The sequence below is a fragment of the Streptomyces sp. NPDC053367 genome, from assembly GCF_044545925.1.
Classification (GTDB): Bacteria; Actinomycetota; Actinomycetes; order Streptomycetales; family Streptomycetaceae; genus Streptomyces.
Genome location: NZ_JBITYN010000002.1, coordinates 470,744 through 486,770, shown reverse-complemented (window position 1 = coordinate 486,770; position 16,027 = coordinate 470,744). Strand labels below are relative to the sequence as shown.

Annotated in this window: 17 protein-coding genes and 2 pseudogenes; 6 read left to right on the top strand and 13 right to left on the bottom strand. The window is 73.6% G+C overall.

All coding sequences use genetic code 11. The annotated features are described in order from the left end of the window. Nucleotides 1-40: 40 nt before the first annotated feature. From ACIGXJ_RS08675 to ACIGXJ_RS08650, 6 genes are all read right to left on the bottom strand, one after another. The gene (locus tag ACIGXJ_RS08675) at nucleotides 41-1,408 is read right to left on the bottom strand and encodes a hypothetical protein (protein WP_399642604.1); all 1,368 of its coding nucleotides are present in this window, start codon (nucleotides 1,406-1,408) and stop codon (nucleotides 41-43) included. Nucleotides 1,409-1,452: 44 nt separating this feature from the next. Further along, complete coding sequence (locus tag ACIGXJ_RS08670) at nucleotides 1,453-1,947, bottom strand: MSMEG_6728 family protein (RefSeq protein ID WP_399642603.1); 495 nt, start codon at nucleotides 1,945-1,947, stop codon at nucleotides 1,453-1,455. A gap of 46 nt (nucleotides 1,948-1,993) precedes the next feature. Continuing rightward, nucleotides 1,994-2,446, bottom strand: a complete 453-nt coding sequence (locus ACIGXJ_RS08665) for a hypothetical protein (RefSeq protein WP_399642602.1) — start codon at nucleotides 2,444-2,446, stop codon at nucleotides 1,994-1,996. Nucleotides 2,447-2,814: 368 nt separating this feature from the next. Then, on the bottom strand, nucleotides 2,815-3,240 hold the full coding sequence (locus ACIGXJ_RS08660; RefSeq protein ID WP_399642601.1) for a DUF6003 family protein: 426 nt from the start codon (nucleotides 3,238-3,240) through the stop codon (nucleotides 2,815-2,817). After that, nucleotides 3,230-4,609: a DUF418 domain-containing protein gene (locus ACIGXJ_RS08655; protein WP_399642600.1), complete on the bottom strand. Its 1,380-nt coding sequence runs from the start codon at nucleotides 4,607-4,609 to the stop codon at nucleotides 3,230-3,232. The genes ACIGXJ_RS08660 and ACIGXJ_RS08655 overlap by 11 nt, the downstream gene beginning before the upstream one ends. Next, nucleotides 4,606-5,619, bottom strand: a complete 1,014-nt coding sequence (locus tag ACIGXJ_RS08650) for an alpha/beta hydrolase family protein (protein ID WP_399642599.1) — start codon at nucleotides 5,617-5,619, stop codon at nucleotides 4,606-4,608. The genes ACIGXJ_RS08655 and ACIGXJ_RS08650 overlap by 4 nt, the downstream gene beginning before the upstream one ends. Before the next feature lie 147 nt (nucleotides 5,620-5,766). Between ACIGXJ_RS08650 and ACIGXJ_RS08645 the strand changes: the two genes are divergently transcribed. Together ACIGXJ_RS08645 and ACIGXJ_RS08640 are read left to right on the top strand one after the other, a co-directional pair. Continuing rightward, the gene (locus ACIGXJ_RS08645; protein WP_399642598.1) at nucleotides 5,767-6,423 is read left to right on the top strand and encodes a GNAT family N-acetyltransferase; all 657 of its coding nucleotides are present in this window, start codon (nucleotides 5,767-5,769) and stop codon (nucleotides 6,421-6,423) included. Then, complete coding sequence (locus ACIGXJ_RS08640; protein ID WP_399642597.1) at nucleotides 6,420-7,328, top strand: PaaX family transcriptional regulator C-terminal domain-containing protein; 909 nt, start codon at nucleotides 6,420-6,422, stop codon at nucleotides 7,326-7,328. The genes ACIGXJ_RS08645 and ACIGXJ_RS08640 overlap by 4 nt, the downstream gene beginning before the upstream one ends. 166 nt (nucleotides 7,329-7,494) lie before the next feature. Here ACIGXJ_RS08640 and ACIGXJ_RS08635 read toward each other — a convergent pair whose 3' ends face one another. Together ACIGXJ_RS08635 and ACIGXJ_RS08630 are read right to left on the bottom strand one after the other, a co-directional pair. Beyond that, nucleotides 7,495-8,226: a sporulation protein gene (locus tag ACIGXJ_RS08635; protein WP_399642596.1), complete on the bottom strand. Its 732-nt coding sequence runs from the start codon at nucleotides 8,224-8,226 to the stop codon at nucleotides 7,495-7,497. A 123-nt stretch (nucleotides 8,227-8,349) separates the two neighbouring features. Continuing rightward, the gene (locus tag ACIGXJ_RS08630; RefSeq protein ID WP_399642595.1) at nucleotides 8,350-9,204 is read right to left on the bottom strand and encodes a class II glutamine amidotransferase; all 855 of its coding nucleotides are present in this window, start codon (nucleotides 9,202-9,204) and stop codon (nucleotides 8,350-8,352) included. Nucleotides 9,205-9,539: 335 nt separating this feature from the next. Between ACIGXJ_RS08630 and ACIGXJ_RS08625 the strand changes: the two genes are divergently transcribed. Further along, the gene (locus ACIGXJ_RS08625; protein ID WP_399642594.1) at nucleotides 9,540-9,737 is read left to right on the top strand and encodes a hypothetical protein; all 198 of its coding nucleotides are present in this window, start codon (nucleotides 9,540-9,542) and stop codon (nucleotides 9,735-9,737) included. Nucleotides 9,738-9,775: 38 nt separating this feature from the next. Here ACIGXJ_RS08625 and ACIGXJ_RS08620 read toward each other — a convergent pair whose 3' ends face one another. Together ACIGXJ_RS08620 and ACIGXJ_RS08615 are read right to left on the bottom strand one after the other, a co-directional pair. Next, entirely contained in the window at nucleotides 9,776-10,615 is an 840-nt protein-coding gene (locus tag ACIGXJ_RS08620) for a YhjD/YihY/BrkB family envelope integrity protein (protein ID WP_399642593.1), read from the bottom strand. 266 nt (nucleotides 10,616-10,881) lie between these two features. Continuing rightward, entirely contained in the window at nucleotides 10,882-12,291 is a 1,410-nt protein-coding gene (locus tag ACIGXJ_RS08615; protein ID WP_399642592.1) for a DUF2252 domain-containing protein, read from the bottom strand. Nucleotides 12,292-12,552: 261 nt separating this feature from the next. On the opposite strand from ACIGXJ_RS08615, the gene ACIGXJ_RS08610 reads away from it, so the two are divergent. Then, on the top strand, nucleotides 12,553-13,008 hold the full coding sequence (locus ACIGXJ_RS08610) for an SHOCT domain-containing protein (RefSeq protein ID WP_399642591.1): 456 nt from the start codon (nucleotides 12,553-12,555) through the stop codon (nucleotides 13,006-13,008). 27 nt (nucleotides 13,009-13,035) lie between these two features. Beyond that, nucleotides 13,036-13,488, top strand: coding sequence for a hypothetical protein (locus ACIGXJ_RS08605; protein ID WP_399642590.1), 453 nt, complete (start codon nucleotides 13,036-13,038; stop codon nucleotides 13,486-13,488). Between the two features lie 197 nt (nucleotides 13,489-13,685). Here the strand turns inward: ACIGXJ_RS08605 and ACIGXJ_RS08600 are convergent. Then, nucleotides 13,686-13,790, bottom strand: a pseudogene (locus ACIGXJ_RS08600) (DUF2252 family protein); the annotation flags it as partial. A 117-nt stretch (nucleotides 13,791-13,907) separates the two neighbouring features. Then, nucleotides 13,908-13,996 (bottom strand): annotated as a pseudogene (locus tag ACIGXJ_RS08595) (hypothetical protein); the annotation flags it as partial. A gap of 609 nt (nucleotides 13,997-14,605) precedes the next feature. Between ACIGXJ_RS08595 and ACIGXJ_RS08590 the strand changes: the two are divergent. Next, nucleotides 14,606-14,914, top strand: a complete 309-nt coding sequence (locus ACIGXJ_RS08590) for an amphi-Trp domain-containing protein (protein ID WP_399642589.1) — start codon at nucleotides 14,606-14,608, stop codon at nucleotides 14,912-14,914. Nucleotides 14,915-14,978: 64 nt separating this feature from the next. On the opposite strand, the gene ACIGXJ_RS08585 is transcribed toward ACIGXJ_RS08590, so the two are convergent. Further along, nucleotides 14,979-15,950 carry a hypothetical protein gene (locus ACIGXJ_RS08585; RefSeq protein ID WP_399642588.1) on the bottom strand — a complete coding sequence of 324 codons (972 nt, stop codon included), beginning with the start codon at nucleotides 15,948-15,950 and terminating at the stop codon, nucleotides 14,979-14,981. Between the last annotated feature and the right edge of the window lie 77 nt (nucleotides 15,951-16,027).

Genomic DNA, 16,027 nt, shown 5'->3' with positions numbered 1-16,027 from the left:
GGTGAGAAGCGATGGACGCCGCCCCCGACCGGGCCGGCGTTCACCTCACGTCCCGGGGCTCCGGCGCGGGCTGTACGTCGTCGGGAAGGGCGCCGAGCATGCGCAGCGCGGACACCGCCCGGGCCCGGACCTGGGCGTGCGGGTGCCGGGTGTGGGAGCGCAGCAGGGCGCCGTCCTCACGGCACCGCTGTTCGGCCAGCCCGATGAGCGCCGCCGGCGTGACGGTGGCCGGGTCGGCGCACAGGGCCCGATAGTGCGCGCGGGGGTCGTCGCCCATCGCCCGCAGCTCCCGGCAGGCCGCCGCCCGGACCGCAACCGACCGGTCCGGCAGATGCCGTACCAGCTCCGCCCCGCGTCCGGCGCCCCGCAGCCGGCCGACGGCGGCGGAGCGCACAGCCGCGTCCTGCGCGGACAGCAGGCTGTCCAGTACGGTGTCCCCCTCCGGGCCGGCGAGGGCGGCGGCGCAGCTGTACCGCCGGATGCCCCGGTCCCGGTGTCCGCGGGCGAGCGAGACCCAGTCCGGAGCGCGCAGGCACCCGGCCGCCACGGCGGCGGCGAGCACGGCGCGGCGGACGTCGGACGACGGCTCGGCCTCCAGGCAGGCGACGACCCGGGCCCGCACGTCGTCGAGGTGGGCCCGCTGCCCGGAAGCGAGCGTCACACGTATCCCCGTGCACGCCGCGTGCCGGCGCACCCCGCAGGCCGGGTCCGACCCGGCGACCGCCCAGATCTCGGCCTGTCCGAGCCGCCCGTACGCGGCCCCGGCGAGCAGGCCGGCGATCCGGGTCTCCGGAGCACTGCCCGAAAGCAACTGCGCCACCGCCTCCTCGTCCGGTCCGCCCAGGCGCCCGAGCACGGCCTCCCGCACCCACGCGCCGTACCGCCGCCGCATGCCCACCAGCGCTGCCAGCGGTGACAGTCGGCGCAGTACGGCCTCGTCCGCGTCGGCGAGCGCGCGGCCGAGGATCTCCCGGGCGAGGTCCCGCACCCGCTCGTCGGCGTCCGCGCACCGGATCAGCACGAGCGGCAGCACGGACGCGGGCGCGACCGCGGACTGCACGTGTGCGAGCGCCGCCGCACGGACGCGGGCGTCCGCGTGCGCGAGGCACAGTGCGATCTCCGACTCGGTGGGCGGCGCACTCCAGGAAGGGGTGCCGCACTGCTGCCGGTACGGCGCCCGGCCCCAGTCCGCGTACTCCCTCTTGTCGAACCAGTGGAAGCCGATCCGGATCCGGCAGCTGATCCGCCGGCCCTTCACCGAGGTGGCGGTGCCCGACCAGATCTGGCGGTCGAGGTCGACCCACTCCTCGGCCTGGCCGGTACCCGTCGCCGAGGCCACACCCTTGCCGTGCAGCAGGCGTTCCCCTCGGGTGAGGAAGCGGGTGGGACCGAGCCGGTGTGCCGTCATGGCCGGACTCTAGCGCCCCACCCCACCACCCCCACCAGCGCTTTTCACGGAGGCGCCGGGGGTGCGGACTCCTCCCTGCCGCGGTCCGAGGCGGGCCAGACGTACGGCAGGTCGTCGGGTACACCGGGGAAGAGGGCGGCGTAGATCTCGGGGGCCTTGCGGACCAGGGCCGACTGGTGGCTGCGGTGGAAGGCGGTGTCACCCAGCCACGGCGGCAGCTCCCCCGCCTCGGCCAGCTCCTCCTGGGCGCGGACCGGGGCGCCCGGGTGGTGCGCGGCGAAACCGGCCACCAGGGAGGCGGCGCAGCTGTCCTGGTGGCCGCGTTCCCGCCACACGCGGCAGATCTCCAGGCCGTACCGCACGAGTGCCTCCTCGTAGCCGCTCCACATCCGTACGGCGGGGTGCCGGCGCCAGCCGTAGCCGGGCACGGTCAGGCCGCGCAGGACCTGGAGGGCCTCGACGCGCTGTTTGCCCAGCCTGCGCGGGTCGAGGTCGTGTGCGGCCTGCCGGAAGCCGGGGCGGGTCAGGAAGGTCTGCATGCCAGGCGTCCTCGGTGCTCGATCACTGTCTCCTCCACCGGCCCGGTCATTCCTCCGGCAGGGGTGGGCGGGCGGTGTGGTGGGGGTGGCCGGGCGTGCGGCGCCGCTCCTTCAGCTCGGCCTCGTACAGGTGGTCGCGTCCCTGCGCCAGTTCCTCCACCGCGCTCGCCTCCAGCTCCCGGAAGGGCTGGTAGTAGGTGGCGTCGTAGGCCTCGACGATCTGGAAGGTCCAGTGGCCGGGGATCACGTTGCGGCCGAGGATCTCCGAGGTGATCTTCTCCGCCCACTCGGAGTGGCCCGCCTCGCGCAAGAGCTGGACCGCGCGGTCGAGCTGGAAATCGGCGGTACCGGTCATCTGATGGAAGTCGTAGAGGCGGCCTCGGGCCCGCTCCGTCGTCTCCAGGGCCTTGGAGAGCGCGCCGAGCGCCTCGACGGTTCTGTCGTCGACGCCGTCGGGGCGGCGGTGGCTGCGGTCGGGGCCGGCCGGGAACTCGTTCATGTGTCCTCCCTCTAAGGGGCCGCCCCCGGTGCCGGGGTGCGGGGTCGGCGTCGGTCGCCGGTACGGTCCGTGTGTGCGAGCGGCCGCCGCCCCCACCGGGTGCGGCGCACGAGTTCGCCGGGCGTCAGGCACCCGGAGGAACAGTTGCCGGTGCGGGGCGGTGGCGCTGTGGCCGCCGCCCGGGTTGCCGATTCAGACGATGAAGAACGGCCACATGCGCCTCCGTCCCGTGCCTGAAGCCTGCGTCCCGGCCGGCCGGGACGCCGAGTTCCCCCGTCACACCTGTCCAACCGGGCTCACCGGTCACAACACCGGAGCCAAGAGGCTTCTCTCCCCTCCTTCTCCCTCACGGCCCCTTCCGGATGCGGTCAGCGCCGGGCGGCCGCCTCGATGACGGCCGGATCCTCACCGGTCAGCTCCGCGACGCGGTGCGCGGGCACGCCGGCGGCCAGCGCGCGGGCGAGCAGCTCGTCCCGGCCGTCGGTGCACTGGCGGTAGGCGAGGAGTTCCTCCTCGAGCGCGCCGGCGCCCTCCGGGACCCTCTGGCGGCGCAGCCGGCTCAGCTCCTCGTCGGTCAGCGGTACGGGCAGCCGATCCGCTTCCGTGGGGATCCCCGCCGTCTCCTCCGGCGGCACGATCCGCAGACCGGGCGAGGTCGCGGTCACGTCGAGGGCGGCGAGCCACGCGGTGACCGCGGAGGTGTCCATGCACGACAGCTCGCCGAGCGCGGCGGGCTGCACCCCAAGGTGCGCGGTCGTCTCGTCGGCGAGGAACAGGTAGGCGTCATCGGTCATGGTCGGCTCCTTCGGTCATAGTCGGCTCCTTCGCGGCTGGTCGGCCTTCGTATGTGCCTCTACCCCGGCGGCGAAGTCGCAGGCAGGGCGTGGAGTCACCGGCCGGCCCGGTCATGAGCGGGGCAGGGGCCGGGCCGCCGGCGGCGGCTGCGGCTGTCGCGGTGCGCGGGGGCCGGGTGAGGTGCGTCCAGGCGCGCAGTACCCGTTCGAGGGGACCGTAGGCGTGGCGGCGGAGCCACCAGCGGCTGGCCACGACCTGCACGGCGAACAAGGTCGTGGCGATCGCCGCGACGCCCGCCGGCGGTACGCGGCCGACGAGTGCGAAGCCGTAGCCGGTGAACAGCAGAGCGCACACCAGGGACTGGGTCAGGTAGTTGGTCAGCGTCATCCGGCCGGCCGGTGCCAGCAGCCTCAGTACGGACTCCGCGCGGGGGCTGTGGGCGATGCGCAGGAGCGAGGCCGCGTAGGCGGCGGCGAGCAGGGGTGCCGTGATCACGTCGACGCCCAGGGCGAGGACCTGGTAGGCGGTTCCCTGGTGCGCGAGGCTCGCGTGGGCGTAGACCGCACCGCCGGCGAGTCCCGCCGTGAAGCCCCAGAGCTGCAGGCGTCGTAGGAGGCGGCCGTGCGGTGCGAGGTCGGACAGGGCCTGGTGCCTGCCCGCGGCCAGGCCGAGGAGGAAGGCCGCCAGCGCGGCGGGGGCCTGGAAGAACACCAGCAGGAAGGCGACGTCCGGCAGTTGCTGGAGGTGGACCGTGATGACGGAGGCGGCGTCGGAGCGCAGCAGTTCGGTGGTGGCCGCCGCGTCGGCAGCCGCCGCGGCCTCGTTCAGGCGTCCGCCCGCCGGCCACAGGGCCAGGGCGAGAGCCGTGTACGCGGCGAAGGTGAGGGTGAACAGCGCCAGCGCGGTGCGTACGGCGGTACGGGGCCGGATCCGGCGCAGCGCCAGGAGGACCAGGCCGAGCACGGCGTAGGTGGTGAGGATGTCGCCGGGGAACAGCACCACGGCGTGCACCGCTCCTAGGACGAACAGCCCGGACGAGCGGCGCAGGAAGCGGGGCGCGAACCGGGTCCGGCGGCGTTCGGCGGAGGCGAGCTGGAGGGTGAAGCTGTAGCCGAAGAGGAAGGAGAAGAGCAGGAAGAACTTGGCTTCGAACAGCACCGTCACCACCGTGCGGACCGCGGTGTCGAGCGGGCCGTCGAAGCCGGGGTCCTCCACTCCGGTGCCGTGGTGGGCGGAGGCCAGGTAGGTGCTGTTCACCATCAGGATGCCGAACAGCGCGAAGCCGCGCAGCGCGTCGACCGCCGCCACCCTCCTGGCGGGCGCCTCCTGCCCGGCCGGGGTGTCCGGGACGGCTCGGGGGGTGGTCACGGCGCCTCCCCGCCGGTGCCTCGCTGTACGACGTACCGGGCCTGGTCGGCGAGGAAGCTGCCGGAGTACAGCTCGCGGGGCAGGAAGACGGCCGTCAGCGTCAGACGCCATGACGAGCGCTCCAGGTCCCGGTCGACGAGGGAGTGGGTGGCGTCGGGGTAGTGCGCGACCGTCAGCGAGGCGGCGGGCAGGAGTTCGCGGTAGACGGCTTCGGTCTCGGCGGCGTCCACGTTGACGTCGTGGCCCGCCAGCACCAGCAGCAGGGGCGTGCCCCTCATCGCGCGCAGGTCGGCGGTCGCGTCCGAGCGGTAGTTGCGTGCGACGAACGCCCACCGCCGCGGGGTCATGCCGCCGACGTCGCCCATCGCGTCGCGGTACTCGGCGAAGGACGCCCGCCGTTCCAGCAGCCTCAGGGTGGTCTCCCGGCGCCGCAGCGCCGTGGCCTTCTCCGCGGCGGTCGCGCCGTCACGGTCCAGTTCGGCGAGGAGGTTGTAGCGGCCTTGTCGCAGCCAGTTGACGGCGGGTGAGACGGCGATGACGAACTGCAGGTGCCGGTCCCGTGCGGCGACCTTGGGCAGGACCCAGCCGGCCTGGCTCGCTCCCCACAGCCCGATGCGCCGGCCGTCGATGTCGGACCGCTCACGGGCCCACCGCACTGCGGCCAGGGTCTCGTCGGCCCGGTCGTCCATGCTCTGGTCGAGCCAGTCGCCCTCCGATCCGCCGACGCCGGGCTTGCTGAACGACAGCGAGGCGTAGCCGGCGCGGGCGAAGGACTCCCACATGGGGCGGTAGAACGTGTCGTGGGTGGCCTCGACCGGCCCGTCCCCGTGCACGAAGACCACCAGGCCGAACGGCCCCCGGCCCCGCTCGGGCAGGGCCAGCACCCCCTGGAGGAGCCGCCCGTCGTGCCGCAGGGAAACCTTCTCCTCGCGCAGCGCGTAGGTGTTCTGCCACACCGCGAACCCGCCGGCCCCGGTGGCCACCAGCACCAGCCCCACCAGCGTCCACACCGCCCCTCGCCACCTGCGCCGTACCGGCGTTCTGCGTGTCCCGGACACACCAGCCCCCCAAATCGCTCAATGCAAAAACGGTCGTAGCGATAATGAACGTATTACTATCGATCACACAAGCGGCTGTGCCCACGACGAAGGAGTCCCATGGAGACCACGGCAGGCGGGGCCCACCCGGCGGCCTGCACCGGCCCGTCGGTGCGCAGGAGCGTCCCCGAGGGCAGTGAGGAGCAGGTGGCGGCGCTGTACTGGGAGGCGTTCGGCCGCAAGCTGGCGCCGGCCCTCGGCCCGCCCGAGACCGGGCGCGCGTTCATCGCGGCCCACCTCCACCACGACCGCGGCATCGTCGCGATGTGCGGCGGCCGCGTGGTCGGCGCGGCGGGCCACCAGCTCGGCGGGCGGGCCCTGACCGGCGGCGGAGTGAAAGAGGTCCTGTCCACCTACGGCCTGCTGCGCGGCCTGCCGAGGCTGGCGGTCCTCGCCCTGTTCGAACGCTCCCCCGCCGCGGGCGAACTCGTCATGGACGGCATCGCCGTGGACGCGGCACACCGCGGCCGGGGCATCGGCAGCCTCCTCCTGGAGGAGACCGCGGCCGTCGCCGCCGAGCACGGATGCCGCCGCGTCCGCCTGGACGTCATCGACACCAACCCCCGCGCCAGGGCGCTGTACGAGCGGCACGGCTTCACCGCCCGCCGTACCGAGCAGACCCCGTACCTGCGCCGCCTGCTGGGCTTCGGCGCGGTCACCACCATGCACCGGCCCGTCACCCCGGCCGACGCGACGAGCGAACGGAAGGCACGATGACCACCGACAGCCCTGTCCGCACGGACGACCGGGCGGCCTGGCGGCCCGAGATCCCCACCCGGCTGCTCGTCCACGCCCTGGTCCGCGAGGACGGCACCGTCGACGCCCAGGAGCTCTACACCGTCGCCGCCGTGCTCGGCATGAGCGACCAGCAGATCAGACTGTGCGTCAAACGCCTGGTCGCCGACGGCAGGTTCACCCAGGAGGGCCGCGGCCGCAAGGCCACCCTCCGCGCGGTCGCCGACGTCACCGGATCCGTGGCCCCGGACGCCGCCTACGTCCGCCACGCCTACCGGCAGGACAGCGGACTCGCCCCCTGGGACGGCACCTGGCACCTGTTCGCCTTCGCCATCCCCGAGACCCGGCGCACCGCCCGTGACACACTGCGCGAGCATCTGCTGCACCTCGGCGCGGCACCCCTGCAAGGCGGCCTGTACGTCACGGCCAACCCCGTCGGCGAACTCGTCGAGGCCCAGGCCCGCCGTCTCGGCGTCCTGGACACCCTCGCCCGCTTCACCACCACCGACCTGCGGATCGGCGACATCACCGAACCCGCCCGGCTGGCCGCCGCCCTGTGGCCGCTCACCGAGATCGCCGAGCGCCACGAACACCTCGGCACCTTCGCCCGGACGTGCCTGACCCGCCTGGGCGAGGGACCGCGGCCCTCGGACGCCGAACGGATCACCATGGCCGTCGAACTCGCCGCCGCCTTCAGCCACGCGATGCGCCCGGACCCGCTCCTCCCGCCGCAACTCCTGCCGCAGCCCTGGCCCGGGACGGCCGCCCGCCGTCTGGCAGCCGACTGCTTCACCCACCTGAGCGAAGCCCCTCGCGCCGGTACGACCCCGGCCCTGCGCCTGTTCGCCCTGTACGGCGAGGCGCTGGGCCTGGACGACGCCGGCTAGGACCTTCCGTTCGGATCAGGCCGGCCGAAGGGGACTTGTGCTTCCCGGCCGGGCCCAGCGGGTGCGACTGCGAGGCAGGAGGGAGTCGACGCGATGGGGTCTCCCCCCGGCTCGCCGCGTGGGCACAACGGCCGGGGGCCGGCGCGACCGGCCCCCGGTGCCGGTCTCAGCCCTTCAGGAACGACTCCCGGAGGTAGGCGTCCAACCGGGCCGTCAGCGCCGCGTGGTCGGCCGTCTCCTCATGACGCAGGGTCAGCGGAGCGACCGAGGTACCCGGCCGTACGTCGATCTCGTCGGGCAGGACGGCGAGGAGCAGCTCGACCGCGCCCAGCCGGTACTCGGCGGGGAACGACAGCTCGATCTCCTGCCACCAGTCCACGTCCTGACGGGAGTTGTACGCGACGCCGGGCTTGACCTCGGCCTCCCGCAGCCGGAACCCGAGTTCCTCCAGGGCCCGGAGCACCGCGGCCTGCGACGGCAGGGCGTGCACCTCGACCGCGTCCACGTCCGTCCGGTCCACCGCCCTGTCCACGGCGAGCTCGGTACGGACCGCGCAGTACGCGCCCTGGAGCGGGCGGCCGCCTGCGTGGGTGAGGGGCATGGCGAGCGGCAGCGGGAAGGAGAACTTCTCGGTGCGCGTCTCCCCCGCCCCCAGGGTGAAGGGCCCGGGGAACTCCTGGACCGCCATGCGGCGCAGATAGCGTGCCTCGTCGCCGTGACCCTCGAAACGCACGAGCAGCTCGACGGTCAGCCGCTCGATCTCCACCTCCGCGTCGCCGCCGCGGACGGTCACGGTCCCGGTGATCTCCTCCCCCGGCAGACACTGCGTCCGGTCCAGCTCGGTGGCGACCTCGGGCGCGCCCACCCCCAGGGCACTGAGCAGCCTGCGGAATGCCATCTCGGCACCTCCCCCTCTCTCCGGAGCAGGAACGGCCCTGCCCGACGGTGCCCCCGACATTAACGGCCGCCGCGGCGCCGCCCACGCCCGGGGGCGCGCCGCCTGACGGTCCGTCGCCTTCCCTCAGCCGCCCCCGTGACCGGGACGGAAGGCGTGCAGTGCGTCGCGTCCCGGCTGGATGACGCCGTAGCTGCCCTCAGGTACTTCGTTCCAGGCGCCGGGGAGTTCGCCGAGCGGTTCGGACACGACGAGGCGGGTCTCGTCGGAGATGTCGCGCAGGAACGCGGCGTCCGGGTGGAGCGCGCGCAGGGTGGCCACCTCGGTGCTGAAGTACAGCGACCGCGACCGGCCTTCGCTGGAGTGGCGGAAGGCCCACACGCGCTCGCCGTCGGCCACCGCGACGGTCATCTGCAGCGGGTGCGGGATGCCGTGCGCGTGGCCCGCCTCCTCGATCAGGCCCGCCATGCGCGCCACGGCACCGGGGGGATCCTCCGTCAGACCGAAGGTGAGCGCGAGGAAGAACATGAGCTCGGAGTCGGTGGTCCCCTCGATGTCGGGGTACAGCTCCGGGTCGACGGCCACGGCGAGGTCGCGCCGCATGAGGCGGAACCCGTTGATCATGCCGTTGTGCATCCACATCCAGCGGCCGTGCCGGAAGGGATGGCAGTTGGACTCCTGCACGGCTGTCCCGGTCGCCGCCCTGATGTGGGCGAAGAAGAGGCCCGACCGCACGTGGTGGGCGACCTCCCGCAGGTTGCGGTTGTTCCACGCCGGGCCCACGTCCCGCACGACGGCCGGTGTGTCGGCCGTGGCCACGCCCGCGTCCTGCGTGTACCAGCCGATGCCGAAGCCGTCCCCGTTGGTCGTCTCCACCCCCATCCGGGAGTGCAGGCTCTGGTCGATCAGCGAGTGCGTCGGCTCGAACAGCACCTTGCTGAGCAGGACAGGCGTGCCCGAGTAGGCGATCCAGCGGCACATCTCGGATCAGATCCCTTCGTCGCCGACGGCGGCCGGCCATCCTCCGCCGCCGCTCCCATCGCACCCGAACACCCGCCGGGCCACCTCACCCCTGGCGGGGGAGACACGCCCGGCGGAGGGGCCGCACCGGAGCCCCGCTTCACCCTCGGTGGGTGCTGCCGTGGCGGGCGCCGGCACGAAAGGTGGACGTGTGCCGGCCGGGCCGGCACCGTGCCGAAGGGCATGCCCGCGAGCCGGAGGACGACCGTGAACGCATACCCGGCCATCGCCGAGCACGGCACGATCGGCGACCTGCGGATTGCCGCATCGGTCTCCTCCGGCGGAAGCGTCGACTGGTGGTGCACGCCCCGCTTCGGCTCCCCCAGCGTGTTCGCCTGCAGTCCACCACCGGCGTCCCGCCGCGTGCCGAGGCGCTGGACGAGGAACTGGCCGCGCAGGGCGACAGGCCCCGAGCCGACGGGCACCGGCACGCGGCGACCCGCGGCCTCACCGTGCCCGGCGAGAGCGGCTCCGAAAGCCCCGGCATCGCCTGACCACCCGCGCCCGTACGGCGGTGAGGCTGTCCGAGGGGTCAGGTCCCCGTGCGCCCGCTCCGGCGGGAGACGTCCTTGCGGGACCTGCGCCAGCGGGAACGGGTGTCCTCCAGCACGCTGTCCCACTGCCGGCGGACCTCGTGCTCGGAAGGCCGCAGGCCCTGCCGGATCCGGCCCAGCTCGTCCCCCACCTCGCGGCCCAGCGAGGCCGACGCGACGACGACGAACATGGCCGCGAACAGGGCCGAGAGCATCGCGAAGACACTGCCGACGACGCCGTAGCGGTCGGCGTACGAGTTGAACAGACGCGGCAGGTAGAACGACGCGCCCCACGAGTAGACGGTGGTGAGAACCGCGCCCGTCACCGCGAACGGGATCAGCTCGCGCCAGGGGATCCGCTTCGCCGACAGGATCCAGCCGCTCCAGCAGAGGAACACCGCCGTCACGGCCGCCTCGCACACGGCGGCCGGCAGCCCGGCCGCCCACTCGCCGAGCACCGCGGAGATCCATCCGCTGACCAGGGCGTACACGCCGAGGGCGAGGATCCACCACAGGCCGTTGCGCGAGTTGCGGACACTGAGCGGCTTCAGTTCCCAGGTCTGCTCGAAGAGGCGCTGCGCGGCGCGGGCGAAGCTCAGCACGGAGACCGTCAGGAAGAGCACGCCGAAGATGCCGGTGCTCGCGTTCTCGCTCTGCGTCGGGGAGAAGAGGAAGTTCACGGCGTCGGCTCCGGGGCCGCTGAGATCGTAGCGCCGGATGATCCGCTCGGCGGCGTCGAGGTGGACGAGGCTGCCCAGGACGGCGCCGGCGAGGAGGGCCAGCGGGACGAGAGCCGTGAAGGCGCTGGAGGCCAGGGCCATGGAGCGGTCGAACCCCACGACGCGCTGGAAGCGGTTGAGGACGCGCAGGGCGAAAGCGGGACGCAGCCAGAACGTCAGCGTCCTCAGCAGCCGCTCGCGGTCGATCCCTGCCGTCGTGCTGCCCTCCCTGACGTGCGCGAACGTGAAACGGCACGAGCGTAGCCGTCGTCCGCGCGCCAGCCGGGGCGCGACAGGCGGCGTTCAGCCGGCCGGCCCCCGGGGAGTCCCCCGCCGGGCCGCCCCGGTCAGGTCCGGTGCCGCCGGGGCGCGGCCGGCCGGCACCCTCACAGGGCGGCCGCGCGGACCCGGCCCGAGGCGACGGCCGCGGCCAGTGCGCCGGCGTCGCGCTCGTTCTGGTCGGCGTATGCCTGCGCGAAGGCGGCTAGGGCGCGGTCGAAGCGGTCGCTGCTCCCGAGGTAGGCGGCGATGGCGACGGGGTCGCCGGAGCGGGCGTGGGCCCGGGCCAGGGAGGCTCCGCACAGGCGGGCGAAGAGCCGCAGCTGGTCCGGGTCCATGGTGTCCGGCCGCGCGATGCCCTTCCAGTCCCAGAGCTGGCGGACGTAGAAGTCCCGGCCCGTGCCGTCGAGGCCGACCGCGCGGGTCCAGCCGAGGAAGATGTCGCTCGTGGTCTGCATCAGGCGCTGTCCGGCCACCACGCGGCGGCCCTGGTTGTCGAAGGGTGCGCCCGCCGTGTGCGCGGCGAGCACCGACTCCTGCGCCTCCTTGGCCTGCAGCAGCAGGGGATCGTCGTCCCCCTTGCCGAGCAGCAGCAGGATCCAGCAGCGCGTTCCGACGCTTCCGACGCCCACCACCTTGCGGGCCATGTCGACCAGGCGGTAGCGACGCAGCAGGAACCGGTGTTCCGAGGACAGGGTCCGCGCGTACCCCTCCACCACCTTCCGCAGCTCGCCCTCCTGCCGGTCGTCGGACGGGTCGGTCAGCAGGTCGCGCAGCGGGGTGACGAGCGGGGGGTCGGGGGTGATGCGCCGGCCCTCGGCCGTGACCCGGGTGAGCTTGGCGAAGGCCTGGAGGTGGGTGCGCGTGCGGGCCTTGGCGGTCGCCTCGGCGGTACGGCGGCGCGCCTGCTTGCTCATCGACGAGGCCAGCAGTTCACGCATCCGGTCGGCGTCGTCCTGCGCGTACCAGACGTCCAGGGTGGGCATCGAGGCGAACTCCCGCATCCGCGTGCGGTAGGCCCGCACGCATGCCCGTACGGCGCCGTCCTGGTCGGAGGTGGAGAAGCCGTTGTTCCGGCCGGCGATCGAGAAGGAGGCCGCGAGCCGTTTGACGTCCCATTCGAAGGGGCCCGTGAGGGTCTCGTCGAAGTCGTTGATGTCGAAGACGAGATGCCGCTCGGGCGAGGCCAGCAGCCGGAAGTTCAGCAGATGGGCGTCTCCGCACAACTGCGTCGTCAGGCCCGTGCACGGCAGCGGCGCGAGGTCCATCGCCATGAGGGCGGCGGCGCCCCGGTAGAAGCGGAACGGGGATTCGAGCATGCGGCCGTAGCGCACGGGCACCAGCTCCGGCACCCGGGTGGCCGACTGGTCCTCCAGCACCCGGACCGGATCGGGCCGCCCGCCGTCCGCCTCGAACCAGCCGTGGCAGGACCGCGGAGCCCGTTTGCGGGCGTCCTTGCCGTGCGCCGCCCGCTCGGCGGGTGACAGAGCGGTGTGCACGGTGATCGCTGTCGTCATGGCCGTCCCTCCGTTCCCGCCCGAGGCTCTCCCCTCCCGTATGGACCAGCCCACCGTGACTGCGGGCCGCGCGGATCACCCGCGGGGGGTGACCCGGGGCCTCCGGTGCGCGGCGAGGGCCGTCCCAGGGGCCGGAAGTCCGGCCGGAGGCAGTTCACCCGCGCCGGGTGAGGCCGCCGGCACCTCGCCCGGGCACTCTGGGATCAGCCGGGGACGGCGGCGGTACGCCCGCCCGGAACCGAGAAGAGAGATGAGTACCTCATGGAACTCGCCTACGACTACCCCCTGCTGAGCATGTTCTGGACCATGCTGTGGTTCTTCCTGTGGATCATGTGGTTCGTCCTGCTCTTCAGGATCATCGGCGACATCTTCCGGGACGACACGCTGAGCGGCTGGGGCAAGACCGGCTGGCTGGTCTTCGTCATCGTGCTGCCCTTCCTCGGCGTCTTCGTCTACGTCATCGCCCGCGGCAGGAGCATGGGCCAGCGCGAGATCACGCACGCCCGAGCCCAGCAGGCGGCGTTCGACGACTACATCAAGAAGACAGCGGGCGACGGCGGCCGGCCCACTAGCGCCGACGAACTCGCCAAGCTGTCCGACATGCGCGCCCGCGGGGACATCACCGACGAGGAGTTCCGCCGCGCCAAGGACCTGGTCCTGAGCGAGACCGGCTCCTCCGTTCCTCCCGGCACTCCGACCGCATCCGCCACCCACTGAGCACGCACCAGGAAACGAGGCAGGAAGATGACCGCCACCCATGCGCCCAGGGAGGCGCACTCCACGAAGTTCGCGTGGGCCGCGGGCCTGATGACGTTCGCCGCCGTCATGCTCACCCTCGTGGGCATCCTCGACATCCTCCGCGGCATCATGGCGATCGCCGAGGACGACGTGTTCCTCACCACCCGCAACTACGTCTTCGAGTTCGACCTCACCAGCTGGGGCTGGATCCATCTCGTCCTGGGCGCGGTCGCCGTGATCATCAGCATCGGGCTGTTCCAGGCGGCGACCTGGGCGCGGGTCCTCGGCGTGGTCATCGCCGGGCTCGTCATCATCGCCAACTTCCTCTCGCTGCCGTACTACCCGGTTTGGTCCGTCATCATGATCGCCATCTCCGGCTTCATCATCTGGGCCCTGTGTGTCGCCAGGAAGGACGACTTCGGCGATCCCTTCGACACCATGCCTGGCGGCGACAGGTGAGCGCCCCGTCGTACCGCTAGCGGCGAGCGCCCGGCCCCGGCACTCCAAGTGGTGCCGGGGCCGGCTGCTGCCCGAGGCGGTGGTGTCACAGGGGGTTCCGGCAGGCAGCCGGCCAGCCCCTCGTGGGCGACGGGCAGGTTCACGTACGGGGCGAGGACGGAGGGCTCGGCCTCCTTGGCCTGAAGCAGCAGCAGCTCCCCCGCGACGCGTCCCTGCAGGAGCAGCACGAAGCAGCGGGTGCCGACACTGCCGACGCCGACGACCTTGAGCGCCGCGTCCAGGATCCGGAACCGGTCGAGCAGCCGGGCCTGCGCCGGCGGCAGGCCGGCACGGTAGTCCTCGAAGACCTGCTCGGCGAGGCGGTCAGCCCGGTGTCCGGTACCCCCGCCAGGTCGGCGGCCATGACCGCGGGGGTGCCGCGGTAGAACGAGGACAGGGAGCCCGCCGTCCGGGCATAGCGGATCGGCACCAGCTCGGGGATCCGCGGCTCGGCCTCCTCCTCCAGCATGGCCACGAGATCGCGGCGCCGCGGCGACGGGGCCCACGCGCCGTGCTCGGCGAGGGGGACCTGCCGGCGCGCGGCCCGGCCGTCTGCCGCGGGGTCGTCGGAGGCGGGGGACGCAGGGGGCTCGCCTGTGGAGCGGGGGGCGGTGGACACGGGGCGGCTCCTGCGGGGTGGGCCTCTGACGGGGGGTCATGCGGCAGGGTCGGATCGTGGAGGTTGCGCTGCATCCAGGCGAGCACCTCGCCGACCGTGTGGCCTGTGCCGTCCGCGCCGGGGCCGTGGATGCGGTCGCCGGGGCCGTGGATGCGGTACGGACCGTCGTCCGCGAGGGCCGTCGGCGCGGTGCGGACCTCGGCCCGGCGCCGGGGAAGCCCGGTGACCTGCGCCGTACCCTCCGCCGCCCCCGCGACGGTGATGCGGGAGTCCTCCGGGCAAGGCCGCCGCAGCTGGGCGGCCCGCACGTAAGCTCCGCCTCGAACCTGCCACGCCTGTCGCCGGCCGCCGCTTCGGGACGGGCGGACGACGCGGCGTACGCCGTGCTCACCAGGACGGCGGGAGGGCGGGGCCCCACAATGGGAGGGGTCTGGTGCTCCCCCGGCCCAGGAGGCTGCCGTGAAGGACCTCGAATTCGAGCAGAAGCGCACGCTGTCACGCTCCGAGGCCGCGGACCAGCTCGACGCGCTGGCGGCGGCGCTCCGCCGCGGCGGCCGAGCCGAGCTGGACCTCGGACCCGGAACTCTCACGGTGCGGATCCCCGACGAACTCCGCACCGAGATCGAGGTCGAGCTGGAGGACGGCGAGATCGACCTGGAGATCGAGCTGTCGTGGCGCACGGAACAGCCGGACCGGACCGCGGAGGACGAGGCCGACGAGGCCGACGAGGCCGACGAGGCCGACGAGGCCGACGAGGCCGACGACTGAGTTTTCCGGTGCGGCCCGTCCGCGATGCGAGCCGGGATTGGACCCGGGTGCCGCCGGGCCGGCCTCACGGCGCCCGCCGGTGTCGTCGGTGCAGTACCCACCCGGCAGCCGCCGCCAAGGACAGACAGACCAGGACGACCAGCCCCGCGATCCAGCCGCTGTCCTCGACACGGGCCCCCAGTGCCATGGCCAGCACGGCCAGCACCACCGGGGTCACCGCGAAGGACACCAGCCGCAGCAGGGAGAACACCCCGGCGGCCTTGGGCACCCGCGGGAGTCTCCGTGACCTGGCGGTGCCCCTCGCGTCGGAGCCGGTGTAGTACGTGGCCGCCCGGGCGCCGAGCCGCAGACTGGCCTTCCGGTACAGCCATGCCATGCACGGCAGCCAGACCAGGGGAAACACCAGTCCGAGGAGGAACAGCAAGGTCACGGCTGTCGTTCCCGCGGCCCGCCGGAGCCGGCTGCCCTCGTCGCGAGGTCCGATGATCCCGAGCACCGCCGCCATCCGGACGACCACCCGCCACCGTGTCCCCCGGGGCACACGGCCACGGCCGCCGTGCGGGCGCCGCTCGGCCCCCGCCAGGGCCTCCCGGGCGGCCTCGGCGGACGGATAGGCGCTCTGCAGCACCAGCAGGTCCACCACCCGGTCCTCGGACTCGGGGTCGTGGCCGGACAGCACGGCCAGTTCCAGCACCATCTGGGCCTGGGCGAGCAGGGCGGCGACGAAGGCCACCGGAATCAGCACCACGAACGGACCGCCCACGACGGCGCCCTCGGCGATCGTCACCCGCGTCCCATGGGCGATGACGCCGCCGCTCAGTTCGCCGAATCCGTCCCCGGGGCTGCCGCGTCGCCGCCGGCCGGCCGCGGCGGCCGCACGCCGTCCGAAGTGCCTGACGGCGAACATGGCGAGCTGCTCGGGCATGTGCTGCGGATCCGCCCAGATCATCGGCAGCAGCGCCTGGGCCTCGACTCTCGGCGCCCCGGTCGGCGGCCCCGGCCCGGCCCCTTCGGGAGAGTCGCCGTTCACGCCCATCCGCCCGGACTCCCTTCCGCTCGTCCGGGCCTCAGCCTGCGGGCTCCGTTCCGGCCGCGGGCTCCCGTTCAGCCCTC

What these genes read in the sequence shown, in the direction of transcription:
- ACIGXJ_RS08585 (WP_399642588.1), bottom strand. Translation starts at nt 15,950, where the DNA reads ATGGGCGTGAACGGCGACTCTCCCGAAGGGGCCGGGCCGGGGCCGCCG.
- ACIGXJ_RS08635 (WP_399642596.1), bottom strand. Translation starts at nt 8,226, where the DNA reads ATGGCATTCCGCAGGCTGCTCAGTGCCCTGGGGGTGGGCGCGCCCGAG.
- ACIGXJ_RS08645 (WP_399642598.1), top strand. Translation starts at nt 5,767, where the DNA reads ATGGAGACCACGGCAGGCGGGGCCCACCCGGCGGCCTGCACCGGCCCG.
- ACIGXJ_RS08610 (WP_399642591.1), top strand. Translation starts at nt 12,553, where the DNA reads ATGGAACTCGCCTACGACTACCCCCTGCTGAGCATGTTCTGGACCATG.
- ACIGXJ_RS08665 (WP_399642602.1), bottom strand. Translation starts at nt 2,446, where the DNA reads ATGAACGAGTTCCCGGCCGGCCCCGACCGCAGCCACCGCCGCCCCGAC.
- ACIGXJ_RS08605 (WP_399642590.1), top strand. Translation starts at nt 13,036, where the DNA reads ATGACCGCCACCCATGCGCCCAGGGAGGCGCACTCCACGAAGTTCGCG.
- ACIGXJ_RS08640 (WP_399642597.1), top strand. Translation starts at nt 6,420, where the DNA reads ATGACCACCGACAGCCCTGTCCGCACGGACGACCGGGCGGCCTGGCGG.
- ACIGXJ_RS08670 (WP_399642603.1), bottom strand. Translation starts at nt 1,947, where the DNA reads ATGCAGACCTTCCTGACCCGCCCCGGCTTCCGGCAGGCCGCACACGAC.
- ACIGXJ_RS08660 (WP_399642601.1), bottom strand. Translation starts at nt 3,240, where the DNA reads ATGACCGATGACGCCTACCTGTTCCTCGCCGACGAGACGACCGCGCAC.
- ACIGXJ_RS08615 (WP_399642592.1), bottom strand. Translation starts at nt 12,291, where the DNA reads ATGACGACAGCGATCACCGTGCACACCGCTCTGTCACCCGCCGAGCGG.
- ACIGXJ_RS08675 (WP_399642604.1), bottom strand. Translation starts at nt 1,408, where the DNA reads ATGACGGCACACCGGCTCGGTCCCACCCGCTTCCTCACCCGAGGGGAA.
- ACIGXJ_RS08630 (WP_399642595.1), bottom strand. Translation starts at nt 9,204, where the DNA reads ATGTGCCGCTGGATCGCCTACTCGGGCACGCCTGTCCTGCTCAGCAAG.